The organism is Streptomyces sp. NPDC001219, from assembly GCF_053597915.1.
This window is the reverse complement of the sequence record NZ_JBSFJF010000055.1, coordinates 35268-49901: the sequence shown is the minus strand read 5'-3', so window position 1 is coordinate 49901 and position 14634 is coordinate 35268. Positions and strand designations below refer to the sequence as shown.

Genomic DNA, 14634 nt, shown 5'->3' with positions numbered 1-14634 from the left:
CCCGCGGCGTCTGGTGCGTGCGATCGCAAGGCGGAGGTTCGCCCCGATACTGGGTGTATCGGGGCGAACCCGACAACGCAGCATGGGGGTCCCCCCGCGCCCTTTAGGCGTGGGGGAGTGCGTACCAGGCGCCGCGGGGCAGACGGGAGTTTGACGACAGGTCCTAGCGGTTCTCCCCCTTCAGTCCGCGCAGGGTGAGCGTCAGCAGCCGGTCGGCGAGCTGGGGGTCGTCCGGGGATTCCTCGGCGGCCAGCGCGATGCCGTTGGTCAACTGCATCAGGTCGCCGATGCTCACGTCCGGACGCACCGCACCGGCCTGCTGGGCGCGGGTGAGCAGTGCCTCGCCGGCCTCCCGCATCGGCACGCTGCACCGCGCCATCCCCGAGCTGTCGTCCGCCGAGGCCGTCATCAGCGCCCGCGACAACCCGCGGTAGGTGGTGGCGTGGGTGATGATCGCGCGCAGCCACTCGACCAGTGCGGCGCACGGCTGCGGGGCGTCGGCCAGCTCCCTGGCCTGGGTGAGCAGGGCGTCCACCTCTCCCTGGAAGACCGCGCCCATCAGGGCGGTCCGGTTGGGGAAGTGGCGGTAGAGCGTGCCGATGCCGACTCCGGCGCGGCGCGCGATGTCCTCCAGCGAGGTGTCCGTGCCGTGCTCGGTGAAGGCCGTACGGGCCTCGGTCAGCAGCCGTTCGTAATTGCGGCGGGCGTCGGCCCGCATGGGGCGTATGTCCTGCGCCGGTGCGGTCGCCGCCGGGCCCGTCGTCTGCGGCTGCCCAGCCGTCTCGGTCGCCATCGCCGTCCTCCCTCGACCCGGCCGGTCCCGGCCCGGTGGCTCCAGCATGCCATCGCGTCCTCGGCGGCTGCCCCGGTGCTGTGGACAAGGCTTATCGGATGGTGCCTCCGAATGGTCGGGCGGTCCGGTCGTGCCCGCCCGGTGGCCGTCCGGCAGACCGGGGATGAAGTCCCGGCGTCCCCCGGCGGTCGTGCGGCCGAACACCGCGCCGGACCCGCAACGCCGCGCCTCCAAGGGCCATCAAACCAGGCGCAATGAGGTCTTCCGGGGTGTTCCGGAGACCCGGGAGGACGCCGTGCCGGACCGCCGGGAACGGGGGCGCGGCGCGGGACATCTGGGGAAGAACGTCATGGGACTGACCAGCCGGTCGCTGTTGTACGCCATGATCGCGGTCGCCGTGGTCTGTGTGGGCCTCACGCTCTGGCTCTGGCCGCGGTTCGCCGGGCGCGGGCCGCGGGCGCTGCTGGGGCGGCTCGGCTCGATCGTCGCGACCCAGCTGGCCGTCGTGGCGGCGCTCGGCCTCGTGGTGAACACCAACTTCCAGTTCTACGGGTCCTGGCACGAGCTGCTCGGGCTGTACGACGACGCGCCGGCCGCCGTCGGCAAATGGGGCGGCCAGGGGGCGGCCGGACCCGTCGGCGACCCGTCGAAGGGGCTCGTCCAGCCCTCGGGGCCGGAGGGCCTGGACAAGGTGCACGGGCTGCCGAAGGGGGCGCCGGAGCAGCACGGCAAGGTCGAGACCGTACGGCTCGTCGGGAAGCGGACCCGGGCGGTGAACCCGGCGTACGTCTATCTGCCGCCGCAGTACTTCCAGCCCCAGTTCGCCCGCCAGCGGTTCCCGGTCGTCGTCGCGCTCAGCGGCTACCCCGGCGGCACCTTCCTGCTGGGCCAGCATCTGCGGCTGCCGCAGACCGCCGGGCGGCTGATCCGGGCCGGCAAGATGCAGCCGACGGTCATCGTGATGCTGCGGCCCACCATCGCCCCGCCCCGCGACACCCAGTGCGTCGATGTGCCGGGCGGGCCGCAGGCCGAGACCTTCTTCGCCCGCGATGTGCCGGAGGCGCTCCGGTCGCACTACCGCGTCGGCCACGACCCCGGCGGCTGGGGCCTGCTGGGCTACTCCTCGGGCGGCAGCTGCGCCCTCCAGCTCGCCATGCGGCACGACCGTACGTACACCGCGGCGGCCGCCCTGTCGCCCGACTACCGGGTCAGCAACGACGCCACGACCGGCAACCTCTTCGGCGAGGGCCGCGACCGGGTGCGCCGCCGCCAGGAGCACGATCTGATGTGGCGGCTGCGGCATCTGCCCGCGCCCCGGGTCAGCGTCCTGGTGGGCACCAGCCGTACCGGTGAGAAGAACTATCCGGCGGCCCGGGAGTTCCTCGCCGCCGTCAGGCCGCCGATGAAGGCGGACTCCGTCGTCCTCGGCCACGGCAGCCACAACTTCGCCACCTGGCGCCGCGAACTGCCCGCCGCGCTGGAGTGGATGGGCAGGTCGCTGAGCTTCCCGGAGGACGTGGTGGGGAACTCGTAGCGCGACCGGACGACACGAGGGGCTCCCGGCGGCATACGCCGGGAGCCCCTCGTCCGTCTGGCGGAGCGGTCTCGCGTCAGTCCTTGATCTCGCAGATCACCGCGCCGGAGGTGAGGGCCGCGCCGACCTCGGCGGTCAGGCCCTTGATGGTGCCGGAGCGGTGGGCGTTGAGCGGCTGCTCCATCTTCATCGCCTCCAGGACGACGACCAGCTCACCCTCGGTGACCTGCTGGCCCTCCTCGACGGCGACCTTGACGATGGTGCCCTGCATCGGGGAGGCGAGCGCGTCGCCGGAGGCGGCGCCGCCGGACTTCTTGGCGGCCTTCCGCTTCGGCTTGGCACCGCCGGCGACCGCGGCCCGGGCCAGCGGCATGCCCAGCGAGGACGGCAGCGAGACCTCCAGGCGCTTGCCGCCGACCTCGACGACGACCGTCTCGCGGGTGTCGGCCTCGGCCTCGTCCGCGCCGGGGGCGGCGAACGGCGGGATCTCGTTGACGAACTCGGTCTCGATCCAGCGGGTGTGGACCGTGAACGGGTCGGCGGAGCCGGTGAGTTCGGGGGCGAACGCCGGGTCCTGGACCACCGTGCGGTGGAAGGGGATGGCGGTGGCCATGCCCTCGACGGTGAACTCCGCCAGCGCACGTGCTGCGCGCTGGAGGGCCTGCTGACGCGTGGCGCCGGTGACGACCAGCTTGGCCAGCAGGGAGTCCCAGGCCGGGCCGATGACGCTGCCGGACTCCACGCCCGCGTCCAGGCGGACACCGGGACCGGCCGGCGCGTCGAAGCGGGTGACCGTGCCGGGCGCCGGGAGGAAGTTGCGGCCCGGGTCCTCGCCGTTGATCCGGAACTCGAAGGAGTGGCCGCGGACCTCCGGGTCGTCGTAGCCGAGCTTCTCGCCGTCGGCGATCCGGAACATCTCACGGACCAGGTCGAGGCCGGTGACCTCCTCGGTGACCGGGTGTTCGACCTGAAGCCGGGTGTTGACCTCCAGGAAGGAGATCGTGCCGTCCTGCCCGACGAGGAACTCGCAGGTGCCCGCGCCCTCGTAGCCGGCCTCCTTGATGATGGCCTTGGACGCGCGGTACAGCTCGGCGTTCTGCTCGGCCGTCAGGAACGGGGCCGGGGCCTCCTCCACCAGCTTCTGGTGGCGGCGCTGGAGCGAGCAGTCACGGGTCGAGACCACGACCACGTTGCCGTGCTTGTCGGCCAGGCACTGGGTCTCCACGTGCCGGGGACGGTCCAGGTAGCGCTCGACGAAGCACTCGCCGCGACCGAAGGCGGCGACCGCCTCGCGCACCGCGGAGTCGTACAGCTCCGGAACCTCTTCGAGCGTCCGGGCCACCTTCAGGCCGCGGCCGCCGCCGCCGAAGGCCGCCTTGATCGCGATGGGCAGGCCGTGCTCCTTGGCGAAGGCCACGACCTCCTCCGAGCCGGATACCGGGTCGGGCGTGCCGGCGACCAGCGGCGCACCGGCGCGCTGGGCGATGTGCCGCGCGGCGACCTTGTCACCGAGGTCACGGATGGCCTGCGGGGGCGGGCCGATCCAGGTCAGCCCGGCGTCCAGGACGGCCTGCGCGAACTCGGCGTTCTCCGACAGGAAGCCGTACCCGGGGTGGATGGCGTCCGCGCCCGAATCGGCGGCGGCCGCCAGGACCTTGGCGATGTCCAGGTAACTGCTGGCAGGAGTGTCACCGCCCAAGGCGTACGCCTCGTCTGCCGCGCGTACGTGCAGCGCGTCCCGGTCGGGGTCGGCGTAGACGGCTACGCTGCCGATCCCCGCGTCCCGGCATGCACGGGCAACGCGAACAGCGATTTCGCCACGGTTGGCGATGAGCACCTTGCGCACGATGGGTCCTTCCTTGGCGCTTCGCCGCATCTATTGGATGCCGCGATTTTAGGGACTGGCGACACCGCGTGCCGACCCGTTCCCTGGGGTGAGCTTGCCCACACGGAGTGTGCCCGGGGCGCCAGTGAGGGAGCGAAGTCCCCTGGTGTCCCAGGGTAGGCCCGGATTCACGGGCTCCGGCTCAGGACCCGGTGTGGCCTAGGTCTCGGACTTCGGTCGTCCAGCGGATCGTCAATTCTTTGTGGAGTCCCTACGAATGGGCGAAGGAATCTTTGCGGTCGGCTCCGTCCGTCGGCGCGCCGCCGGCCCCATCGTCCGCGGTCGGCCGCACCCACCCGCGCACCACCCCTGCCCCCGCTATTACCCTCCGCCAACCCCTTCACGAGCAGGGGGGACCCCCAGTAGCGTGCCCGATGCCTACCCGTACCCATGGGTAACAGGGGTCACGGTGGCGACAGGCGCCCGCATGGCGCACCGGGCAGGGCGAACGGCGGAAGTGGGTGGACGGGGTGAGGGTGGCACGACGGCCGGTGGCCTTGGCGGCGGCGGTGGTACTGGTCCTGGAGGCGTTCGGGATCGTGCTGCTCAACTGGATTCTGAGCATCGTCGTCGACCGGCAGCAGATGTCGCTGGCCGGCCTGCAGCCCCGCGCGATGTCCGCCGGCTCCTGGATCGGCGGCATCGTCTTCGGTCTCTACCTGCTGTTCTGTGCCGGTGTCCTGCTCCGCAGCGCCCTGCGCGACCGCGCCCCCGGCGGCTTCACCCGGATCGCCCTCATCAGCTGCGCGGTGGTGCACGGGATGCTCGGCGCCTTCGCCGTCGGGCTGGTCGGCTGGGTCGCCTTCGTCGCGATGATGGTCGTGCTGGGGCTGCTGGTGCTGACGCTGATGGCGTACGGCGAGGGCCTTACGGGGGATGCGCACGGAAACGCGGAAAACCCCCCGAACGGCGCACCGCCGGTGGCCCCGACGTCCGCCTGAGCCACGTCCGGCTGCTCCGTGTCGGCCTGATCCACATCCGCCTGATCCACGTCTGCCTGATCTACATCTGCCTGAGCCATGTCCGCCAGATTCACGTTCACCCGCCCCGCCGCCTCCGGCCGGCGGCCGTGGTCCGAACCCCTCCCGTCAGGCCCGAACTCCCCGCGTCCCGAGGCGAGTCGACGCCCCCGGAGGTCCTGCGACACGCCCGGGTAGGCTCTTCGCGCGATGTCGGAGGACGGGGGACGGGGCATGCCTGCATCGGCTGCGGGTGCGCAGGGCCGTGCGCGCGGGAGCGCGATCGGGCCCTACACGGTGTTGCGGGAGCTGGATGACGAAGCGTCCGGCATACCCGTGCCGGAGCGGCGGTTCATCGGGCGGAGCGCGGACGGCGACCGTACGGTCCTGATCGGCGTGCCGCTGCCGGGCGGCGACCCCGGCCGGTTCATGGCCGAGGCGGAGGACTCGCGCTATCTGCTCGGCCCCTGGTCGTCACCGGCCGCCGAGGTCGCCGCGGCCGGTGACGACCCCTGGCACGCCCGCCCATACGTGCCGGTGCTGCCGCTGCCCGCCGTGCTCACCGTGCACGGCGGCCCGCTGCCCGAGCGCACCGTACGGGCCCTGGGCGCGGCCCTCGTCGAGACCCTGGTGATCGGGCACGGGCAGGGCCTGGCCCATGCCGGGGTGTCGCCGGCCGCGGTGCTGCTGGCGGCCGACGGGCCCCGGCTGACCTGCTTCGGGGCGGTACGGGCCGCCGCCGGGGACGGCGCCCCGCGCTCCGGGCTGCCGGGCCTGGAGTCGGGAAGCCTGCCGCCGGAGCAGGCCACCGGCGGCAGGCCGCATCCGGCGGGCGACGTCTACGCGCTCGGCGCGACGCTCGCCTACGCCGCGACCGGGTACACCGTGCCGGAGCGCGAAGAGGTCCCGGCCGCCCTGCGGTCCGTCGTCACCGCCTGCCTGTCCCGGGACCCGGCGGCCCGGCCGCGCCCCGCCGAACTGCTCGATGTCCTCGATGCGGGCGGCCCGCCCCCCGCGCCGCCCGCCCCGGCCTCCGGACCGCCGCACTCCGCCACGCTGCCCGACGCCGACGGAGGCCCGGCCGGCCGCGCCGCCGCGCTGCTCGGCCCCGGCTGGCTGCCCGGCCGGATCATCGCGGCCCTCGCCCGCCAGTCGGCCGGGCTGCTCGCCGCCGCCCTCCCGGTTCCGCCCGCCCCACAGGACTGACCCGCCATGCCGTTCCCTCTCGCCCATGACGACCCGCCCGGCCTGGGCCCGTACCGCCTCATCGCCCGGCTGGGCAGCGGCGGTATGGGCACCGTCTACCTCGCCCGCTCCCCGGGCGGCCGGACCGTGGCGCTCAAGACGATGCACGCCCGGATCGCCACCACCACCGAGTTCCGCACCCGGTTCCGGCTGGAGGCGGATGCCGCCCGGGTGATCGGCGGCCGGTACGGCGCCCAGGTCGTCGACGCCGATCCGCTCGCCGACACCCCCTGGATGGCCACCGAGTACGTCCTCGGCCCGCCCCTCGACGACGCGGTGGGGCAGGCCGGTCCGCTGCCGGAGGCCTCGGTGCGTGCCCTGGGGGCGGCGCTGTGCGCGGCGCTCGGCCAGCTCCACCACTCGGACGTCGTGCACCGTGACCTCAAGCCGTCGAACATCATGGTCACGGCGCACGGCCCGAAGGTCATCGACTTCGGTATCGCCCGCGCCCTCGGCGACGCCCGGCTGACGCACACCGGCGCCGCGGTCGGCACCCCCGCGTTCATGTCGCCGGAGCAGGCCACCGGGCAGGAGCACACCCCGGCCGGGGACGTCTTCGCGCTCGCCGGGGTCCTGGTCTTCGCCGCCACCGGCCACGGTCCGTTCGGCGACGGACAGCCCGCCGACCTCCTCTACCGGGTGCGCTACAGCGAGCCCGACCTCGGAGGCGTCCCGGCCGCCCTCGTCCCGGTGCTGTCCCGCGCGCTGGCCAAGGACCCCGCCGAGCGCCCGTCCACCGCCGGGCTGGCCGCCGGACTCCACGACGGTGGCGGGGAGTTCGCCGACCATCTGCCGGACGCGGTGCTCGCCGAGATCGGACGGCGGGCGGGCGAGGTCTGGCAGGTCGTGCCGCAGCGGCTGCCCGCACCGCCCGACGAGCCGGCGACCGTGCCGTCCACCGAGGCCCCGGCCGCCCGCGGGCTGTCCCGCCGGGGGCTGCTGCTGGCGGGCGCCGGCTCGGTGCTCGGCGTCGCGGGCGCCGGGGCGGGGGTGTGGGCGTGGCTGGGGCGGGAGCGGTCGGCGCCGGGGTCCGCCACCGGGCCCGGGTACACCGAGCCGGAGCCGGGGCCGAGCGTCAGCGCGCTGAAGAAGAAAAAGATGGACTCGGTGTGGCAGAAGCAGATCAGCGGCCCCGACGACGACCAGAACCCCGACGTGCCGATGGTCGCCGGCGACCAGGTCGTCATGGTGTCCGATGCCGAGGCGCGCGGGGTGGACGCGCGGTCGGGGGAGACCCGGTGGACCTTTCCGCTGTCCTGGGACGACAGCTGGCAGACCGCCTCGGACGGCACCCACGTCTACCGGGTCGTGAGGGCCGGCGCAGGGGAGCCCGGCTCGTGGTACCTCGCCCGCGTCGATCTGACGACGGGCAAGGAGGGCCGCCGCCTCGCCCCGGTGTCGGACGACCAGGACTACGGCTTCACCGGCCGGCTGCTGGCCGTCGCCGACGACACGGCCTGTCTGGCGGTCTCCCAGGGCAAGCCCAAGAAGTACGAACGCCAGGTCCGTTGGTCCGTGGTGGCACTCGACCTCACCGACGGGAGCCGGAAGTGGAGTGACCCCCTGCCGTTCCACTCCGCCGAGAGCAACGAGAACCACGTCCTGACCGCCAAGGTCACCGGCCGCCTCCTGGTGACCCTCCAGCAGATGAACGACGCCTCGGTCCGGATCGTCGCCCGCGACCTCCGCACCGGGAAGGTCACCTGGGACAAGCCGTGGAAGGGCGCCGACCGGCGGCTCGTACGGGACCCGCTGACGACCGATGACAGGCATCTCTACCTCGGCTACGGCCCGTTGCGGGCGCTGCGGCTGAGCGACGGCGGCCAGGTGTGGGACACCTCCGGCACCCGCCCCGGGAAGACGTACGGACCGCCGGCCCTCAAGGACGGTGTGCTGTACGCGGTGGAGGAGGACCTCGGCGTGGTCGCGTTCGACCCCGGCGGCGGGAAGCCGCGGTGGACGGAGAGGAGCGAGGAGGGCAGGTCGGCGGACCACCTCGTCCGGCCCGTGATCGGCTCCGCGTACGCCTACTCGTACAGCTTCACCGGCAAGTACCTCCGGGCCGTCGGCCTCAGCTCGCACACCACCGAGCAGCTGTACAAGACCACCGGAACGAAGTTCCTCGCCCATGAGAAGAGCCGGATGGTCATCGCCTCCGGGCCCGACTTCCTCGCGGGCTTCCCGCTCCGCTGACCCCCTGCCCGAGGCCCCCCGGCCGCGAACTCGCCCGAAGGACACCACCCATGAAACCGCTCGGCACCGGCGACCCGCTCCGCCTCGGTCCGTACCGCCTGCTCGGCGTGCTCGGTGAGGGCGGCATGGGCAAGGTCTATGTCGGCCAGGACGCCGGAGGCACCGTCGCCGCGGTCAAGGTCCTGCGGCCCGAACTCACCGGCGAGGAGAACCTCGCCCGCCGTTTCGTCCGGGAGGCGCAGGCGGCGACCGCCGTGGCCAGCAAGGGCGTGGCCCGGGTGCTGGGCACGGACACCGAGGCCGGACGCCCGTGGATCGCCACCGAGTTCCTGGCCGGTCCGCCCCTCGACGAGGCCGTGGAGACGTACGGTCCCTTCGACGAGCCCGCCGTACGCGCCCTCGCCGCGTCGCTCGCGCACACCCTCGCGGACATCCATGCCACCGGCCTGATCCACCGCGACCTCAAACCGCCGAACATCGTGCTGACCTCGGACGGTCCGCGCGTCATCGACTTCGGCATCGCCCGTCCCGAACACGGCCTGACCCTCACCACCACCGGACAGGTCCCGGTCACCCCCGGCTACGGCGCCCCCGAACAGGTCCTGGGCCGCCGGGTCGCGGCGCCCGCCGACGTCTTCTCGCTGGGCGCCGTCCTGGTCCACGCGGCCAGTGGACGGCGGGCCTTCGACGGCGGTCACATCGCCGCCCTCCAGTACAAGGTGGTCCACGACGAGCCCGATCTGACCGGCGTCCCGGAGGCGCTGCGCCCGCTTGTCCTGCCCCTCCTGGCCAAGGACCCGGCCGTCCGCCCCACGCCCGCGCAGATCGCCGCGGCCTTCGCGCCACCGCGCGGCGCCGGACGGGCCTGGCGGCGCGGCCCGGTGAGCCAGGCGATCAAGGAGCGGGAGAGCAGCATCCACGAGCTGACCACCGCGGCCGACGGAGCGACGCCCTCCGGACAGGTCTCCCGCCGCCGGCTGCTCACCGGCCTCGCCGCGGGCGGAGTGGTGCTCACCGCGGGCGGCGGGGCGGCCGCCGCCTGGTGGCCGCGGCCCCCGAAGCCGCCCAAGAAGAAGGTCGACCTCTTCGCCTACCCGCCCGCCGCCAGGAAGCCCACGGCGCACCTGCTCAACGCGGACGACGGGGACTTCATCGTCGGCGGGACGCTGAAGGAGCTGTGGGCGGTGCACATCCTCGCCGAGGACACCCCCGCACCCCTGCCCGTCCGGGACGTCGTCGTCTTCGGTACCCGCGGCGGCGGGATCGCCGCCCACAACGTCGTGGACGGAAAACGGCGTTGGGCCGCCGCCGAGATCAAGGGAGCCGGGCGCTTCCTCTCCCTCTCGGACCGCCTGGTCGTCGCCGTCGATGGCAAGGGGACGCTGCGCACCTTCGTCCCCTCCACGGGGGAGCGCCGGTGGACCGCCGACGTCGGGGCCGAGAAGCTGCTGGCCGTGGACGACGAAGCCGTCTACCTGGTGACCAAGGACAAGCGGCTGCGCGCCGTCGGCCGCTCCGATGCCAAGGTCCGCTGGACCGCGCCGATCGACAAGCCGTTCCGCACCAAGATCCTCCCACCCGGCATCGCCGCCCACGGCCGCCTGGTCGTGGGCACTCGGGACGGCAACGTGCTCGCCGTCGACACCGCCAACGGCCGCCACGTATGGGATCTGCGCGACCAGTCCGACAACTTCATCCGCCCGGCTTTCCACGGCGACACCGTCTACCTCAACGGCCTGTCGATGACGGCCCGCAGGATCACTGACGGCAAGGAACGGTGGACGGTCAGGAAGCGGGCACTGGCGCACGCGCTGGAGCGGGAGAAACCACCGATCGTCAAGTGGGGCCCGGTGACCGCCACCGCGGACGCCCTGTACGCCACGCACCAGGGCTACGCCGACGACGAGACCTTCTTCCCCGACAAGTGGAGTCCCCGCGACGGCAGCAAGGTCATGGACCTGAAGCCGAGTTCCAACGTCCACACGCCCGTGGTCGTGCAGGGGAACGGCCTCTGGACGATCGAAGGTGAGGAGTACGGCGAATACCGCGTCAACGCGGCGAGCGCGGAGGACGGCGACCGGGTCGTGGAGTACGGCCTGGGCGAGGCCGACCGCCAGTGGCTGGTGGCCGACGGCAACCGCGTGTTCGCCATGAACGACGACTCGCTCTACGCCCTGCCGGTGTTCTGACGCCCCGTCCGCCGCCCGCCTCCTACTTCACCGGCGCATGCTCCCGCAGCACCTCCAGGAAGGCGCGCATCCACTCGGGGTGGTCGGGCCAGGCGCGGGCCGAGACGAGCTTGCCGTCGACCACCGCGGCGCCGTCGACGAAGGTGCCGCCGGCCAGTTCGACGTCCGGTGCGCAGGCGGGGTAGGCGGCGGTGCGGCGGTCCTTGAGGACGCCCAGCGGGGCCAGGGAGAGGGCCGCGTGGCAGATGTGGGCGACGGGCTTGTCGGCGTCGAAGAAGTGGGTGACGACGCGCCGGAAGGCGGCGTCGTTGCGGAGGTACTCGGGTGCCCGGCCGCCGGGGAGCACCAGCGCCGCGTACTCGGCCGGGTCGACCTCGGACAGGGCGAGGTCGGAGGGCCAGGAGTGGCCCTCGCGCTCCACGTAGGTGTCGAAGTTGTCGACGAAGTCATGGACGACGAACCGCAGCTTCTTGCGGGAGAGGGCCGCGACGCGGGGCTCGTACCCCTCCTCCAGGAGCCGCTGGTAGGGGTAGAAGAACTCCAGGTCCTCGGTGGCGTCACCGGCGATGAGCAGGATCTTCGGCATGGCGCGGGCTCCTCATGACGGTGCCGATCGGGGCGATCGACGCGTTCCGGATCAATCGGTTCCCCACTCGGTGACCTCGAATGCGTCGCCCACCGACACCTTTCCGGTGGCCAGCACCGAGAACTTCGAGCCGAACGCCACCCCGCCCTCGGGCACCCGGCGGTAGGCGGCGAGCGTGCGCAGCGGCTCGGGCCCGGCCTTGCCGCCGGTTTGCTGGTCGACGAGGGTGACCGCGCAGCGGACGGCGAGCTTGGTGAACCCCAGCGCGCCGCCGCCGACCGTGATCCGCCGCGCCCGGTCCTCGGTCTGCGGGGTGTCCCAGCCGCCCACCACGAAGTTGGGCCGGAACCGTGCCATCGGGACCGGTGTGCGGCCGGCCGCGGCGATCCGGCGGTTGAGGTCGTCGAAGGAGGCCAGCGAGAGGACGTGCACGGCGCTGCTGTCGGCGAAGCCGGAGGTGCCGGGGGTGAGCCCGTCGGTGACCCGGCCGTGCTCCGGCGGTACCCGCACCAGCCGGCTCTCCGCGCCCAGCGCCCCGGACAGCCACCCGGCCACCCCGTCCCCCTGGTCCACGGCGCGGTACGGCGTGCCGAACATCTCGACCTCGGACCGGGCCGACGAGCCGGTGCCGAGGTCGACGTCCAGCTGGAACGGGTCCCGGTCCGGCGCGTGCAGGGTGAGGTGGGCCCCGTCGGCGCCGACCTCCGGGCGGATCACCGCCAGCCGGGGGTCCGTGCGCTGGCTCCGGAAGACGCCGCCGGGGCCGACGACCAGGAAGGTGCGGTCGTGGGCGAGGCCGGCCGGGGTGAGTTCCGCCTCGGCCGCCGGGACACCGGCGCAGCCCTTGACGGGGTAGCTGATCAGCTCGACGACTGTTGCCATACGGGCAGCGTAGGCGGCGGACGTCCGCGCGTTCCCGCCTTTTACCGCCGGTGGCTGCTTTCCGCCCGTCCGGCGCCGGGGCCGCCGCTCAGGTCCACAGCTCGGTGATCGCGACGTCCAGGCCGGCGAGCAGCCGGCGCAGCAGCGGCAGGGAGAGCCCGATGACGTTGCCGGGGTCGCCGTCGATGCCGTCGATGAAGGGGGCGGAGCGGCCGTCGAGGGTGAAGGCGCCCGCGACGAACAGCGGTTCGCCGCTCGCGACGTAGGCGGCGATCTCCTCGTCGGTCGGCTCGCCGAAGCGGACCGTGGTCGAGGCGGTGGCGGACACCCGGCGGCCGGTCGCGGTGTCGATGACGCAGTGGCCGGTCTGCAGGACGCCGGAGCGGCCGCGCATGGACTTCCAGCGGGCGGTGGCGTCCTCGGCGTCGGCGGGCTTGCCGAGTGCCCGCCCGTCCAGCTCCAGCACCGAGTCGCAGCCGACGACCAGGGCACCGGCGGCCTCCGGGCGGGCGGCGACCACCTCGGCCTTCGCCTCGGCCAGCACCCGGGCCAGCTCACCGGGGGTGTCCGCGGTGAGCGCCTCCTCGTCGACGCCGCTGACGATGACCTCGGGGGCCAGTCCGGCCTGCCGGAGCAGGCCCAGCCGGGCGGGGGACTGGGAGGCGAGGACGAGACGGCGGGGGCGGGACTCTTCGGTCATGCCCGCCATCGTACGGAGCCCCGGGCGCCGGGTCGCCGCCCGGACTACTTCTTGAGCACCGCCTCCATGACCGACTTCGCGATCGGCCCGCCCAGCTTGCCGCCGGCGATCTCCTCGCGGGGGATGTTCATGTCCTTGGGGTCGACGAAGACGGCGACCGCCACCGGGGAGCTGCCGTCGCTCTGCTTGGCGTAGGAGACGAACCAGGCGTAGGGGCGCTCGTCGTGGACGTTCGCGCCGTGCTGGGCGGTGCCGGTCTTGCCGCCGACGGTCACCCCGTCGATCGCGGCCTTGTCGGCGGTGCCCTCGTTGACGGTGTACTCCATCATCTCCTGCACCTTCTTCGCGGTGCCGGCGGAGACGGCCTGGGACATCATCTTGGGCTTGGTCTTCTCGATCGTCGACAGGTCGGAGCCGCGCACCTCGTCGACCAGGTGCGGCATCATCACCTTGCCGTCGTTGGCGAGGCCGGCGGCCACCATCGCCATCTGCATCGGCGTGCTGGTCAGGCTGCCCTGGCCCATACCGGTCAGCGCGGTCTGCGGCTTGTCGAGCTTGTCCGGGTAGAGGCTCTTGGTGGCCAGCAGGTCCCCGAGGTCCTCGTCGTAGACGTTGGCGTTGAAGCCGAACTTCTCGGCGGTCTCGCGCATCTTGTCCTTGCCGACCTTCAGCGCGGCGTCGAGGAAGACGTTGTTGCACGACCACTGCATGCCGGTCTTCAGCGAGGCCTTGTCGCAGGGCGCGCCCGCGACGTCGTTCCCGACCTTCGTGGTGCTCTGCGGCAGCTGGTAGGGGGCGGGCGCCCCCGACGAGGCGTTGATGTCGCTGACCACGCCGTGCTCCAGGGCCGCCGCCGCGGTGAGGATCTTGAAGGTGGAGCCGGGGGCGTAGGTCTCGCGCAGCGCCCGGTTGCTCAGCGGCTTGGACTTGTCGTCGTCCAGCGCCTTGAACTTCTTGCCCTCGGCGTTGGAGATGCCGGTGAAGAGCGAGGGGTCGTAGGAGGGGGTGGAGGCGAGCGCGAGCACCCGGCCGTCGCGCGGGTCGAGCGCGACCACCGCGCCCTTGGCGTCGAGGTCGGTCAGGCCCTTGTACGCGGCCTTCTGCGCCGCGGGGTCGATGGTGGTGATCACGTCGCCGCCGCGCGGCTTCTCGCCGGTGAGGATGTCCTTGGCGTTCTTGAGGGCGAGCCGGTCGTCCTTGCCGCTGAGCACCTTGTTGTAGATGCCCTCCAGGAACGTCGTCCCCTGGGCCTGGGAGGCGAAGCCGGTGATCGGTGCGTACATCGGGCCGTTCTTGTACGTCCGCTTGTACTTGAAGTCACCGGGCGTCGCCGCCGAGCCGGTGACCGGCTTGCCGCCGACGATGATGTTGCCGCGCGGGTAGGAGAACGCCTCGATCTTGACGCGCCGGTTGTTCGGGTCGTTGGCGAGCTTCTCGCCCTGGACGAACTGGACCCATGTCACGCGGGCCAGCAGGGCCAGCACCAGCACCCCGCAGAACACGGCTATATGCCTCAGCGGCCTGTTCATCGTTCTCCCACTCCCGTCCGGCTTCCGTCCGGGCGGCCGGACGCCCGAATTGCGCTCTCAAAAGAGGAAGAAGCGATTTCGGGGGACACGGTTGCGGAAGGGAACTGTGAGCGTTGCCTCTCCGGGTACGGGAACGATG

11 protein-coding genes are annotated in these 14634 nt (G+C 72.9%); 5 read left to right on the top strand and 6 right to left on the bottom strand.

Translation table 11 applies throughout. The features are described from left to right. Window positions 1-163 precede the first annotated feature (163 nt). Window positions 164-793 (bottom strand): TetR/AcrR family transcriptional regulator, encoded by a 630-nt coding sequence (locus ACWC9R_RS28320; protein WP_450735716.1) that lies wholly within the window; start codon window positions 791-793, stop codon window positions 164-166. Window positions 794-1142: 349 nt separating this feature from the next. On the opposite strand from ACWC9R_RS28320, the gene ACWC9R_RS28315 reads away from it, so the two are divergent. Next, on the top strand, window positions 1143-2327 hold the full coding sequence (locus tag ACWC9R_RS28315; protein WP_450735714.1) for an alpha/beta hydrolase: 1185 nt from the start codon (window positions 1143-1145) through the stop codon (window positions 2325-2327). Between the two features lie 76 nt (window positions 2328-2403). On the opposite strand, the gene ACWC9R_RS28310 is transcribed toward ACWC9R_RS28315, so the two are convergent. After that, a complete protein-coding gene (locus ACWC9R_RS28310; RefSeq protein ID WP_450735712.1) occupies window positions 2404-4173 on the bottom strand; it encodes an acetyl/propionyl/methylcrotonyl-CoA carboxylase subunit alpha in 1770 nt (589 codons plus the stop codon). 515 nt (window positions 4174-4688) lie between these two features. On the opposite strand from ACWC9R_RS28310, the gene ACWC9R_RS28305 reads away from it, so the two are divergent. The 4 genes from ACWC9R_RS28305 to ACWC9R_RS28290 all read left to right on the top strand — a co-directional run bounded on the left by ACWC9R_RS28305 (window position 4689) and on the right by ACWC9R_RS28290 (window position 10798). Next, window positions 4689-5153 carry a hypothetical protein gene (locus tag ACWC9R_RS28305; protein ID WP_450735710.1) on the top strand — a complete coding sequence of 155 codons (465 nt, stop codon included), beginning with the start codon at window positions 4689-4691 and terminating at the stop codon, window positions 5151-5153. Window positions 5154-5405: 252 nt separating this feature from the next. Beyond that, complete coding sequence (locus ACWC9R_RS28300) at window positions 5406-6377, top strand: serine/threonine protein kinase (RefSeq protein ID WP_450735708.1); 972 nt, start codon at window positions 5406-5408, stop codon at window positions 6375-6377. Window positions 6378-6383: 6 nt separating this feature from the next. After that, complete coding sequence (locus tag ACWC9R_RS28295; RefSeq protein ID WP_450735706.1) at window positions 6384-8609, top strand: protein kinase domain-containing protein; 2226 nt, start codon at window positions 6384-6386, stop codon at window positions 8607-8609. Window positions 8610-8659: 50 nt separating this feature from the next. Then, window positions 8660-10798 (top strand): serine/threonine-protein kinase, encoded by a 2139-nt coding sequence (locus ACWC9R_RS28290; RefSeq protein WP_450735704.1) that lies wholly within the window; start codon window positions 8660-8662, stop codon window positions 10796-10798. Between the two features lie 22 nt (window positions 10799-10820). Here the strand turns inward: ACWC9R_RS28290 and ACWC9R_RS28285 are convergent, their stop codons facing one another. The 4 genes from ACWC9R_RS28285 to ACWC9R_RS28270 all read right to left on the bottom strand — a co-directional run bounded on the left by ACWC9R_RS28285 (window position 10821) and on the right by ACWC9R_RS28270 (window position 14495). Continuing rightward, complete coding sequence (locus ACWC9R_RS28285) at window positions 10821-11384, bottom strand: DJ-1/PfpI family protein (RefSeq protein ID WP_450735702.1); 564 nt, start codon at window positions 11382-11384, stop codon at window positions 10821-10823. Window positions 11385-11435: 51 nt separating this feature from the next. Continuing rightward, window positions 11436-12266 (bottom strand): MOSC domain-containing protein, encoded by an 831-nt coding sequence (locus tag ACWC9R_RS28280; RefSeq protein WP_450735700.1) that lies wholly within the window; start codon window positions 12264-12266, stop codon window positions 11436-11438. A gap of 88 nt (window positions 12267-12354) precedes the next feature. Continuing rightward, window positions 12355-12966: a nucleoside triphosphate pyrophosphatase gene (locus ACWC9R_RS28275; RefSeq protein ID WP_450735698.1), complete on the bottom strand. Its 612-nt coding sequence runs from the start codon at window positions 12964-12966 to the stop codon at window positions 12355-12357. 44 nt (window positions 12967-13010) lie between these two features. Beyond that, the gene (locus ACWC9R_RS28270) at window positions 13011-14495 is read right to left on the bottom strand and encodes a peptidoglycan D,D-transpeptidase FtsI family protein (RefSeq protein ID WP_450735696.1); all 1485 of its coding nucleotides are present in this window, start codon (window positions 14493-14495) and stop codon (window positions 13011-13013) included. Between the last annotated feature and the right edge of the window lie 139 nt (window positions 14496-14634).

Coding starts and splice junctions, on each gene's coding strand:
- ACWC9R_RS28275 (WP_450735698.1), bottom strand. CDS start 12,966: ATGACCGAAGAGTCCCGCCCCCGCCGTCTCGTCCTCGCCTCCCAGTCC.
- ACWC9R_RS28280 (WP_450735700.1), bottom strand. CDS start 12,266: ATGGCAACAGTCGTCGAGCTGATCAGCTACCCCGTCAAGGGCTGCGCC.
- ACWC9R_RS28290 (WP_450735704.1), top strand. CDS start 8,660: ATGAAACCGCTCGGCACCGGCGACCCGCTCCGCCTCGGTCCGTACCGC.
- ACWC9R_RS28285 (WP_450735702.1), bottom strand. CDS start 11,384: ATGCCGAAGATCCTGCTCATCGCCGGTGACGCCACCGAGGACCTGGAG.
- ACWC9R_RS28320 (WP_450735716.1), bottom strand. CDS start 793: ATGGCGACCGAGACGGCTGGGCAGCCGCAGACGACGGGCCCGGCGGCG.
- ACWC9R_RS28315 (WP_450735714.1), top strand. CDS start 1,143: ATGGGACTGACCAGCCGGTCGCTGTTGTACGCCATGATCGCGGTCGCC.
- ACWC9R_RS28300 (WP_450735708.1), top strand. CDS start 5,406: ATGCCTGCATCGGCTGCGGGTGCGCAGGGCCGTGCGCGCGGGAGCGCG.
- ACWC9R_RS28270 (WP_450735696.1), bottom strand. CDS start 14,495: ATGAACAGGCCGCTGAGGCATATAGCCGTGTTCTGCGGGGTGCTGGTG.
- ACWC9R_RS28295 (WP_450735706.1), top strand. CDS start 6,384: ATGCCGTTCCCTCTCGCCCATGACGACCCGCCCGGCCTGGGCCCGTAC.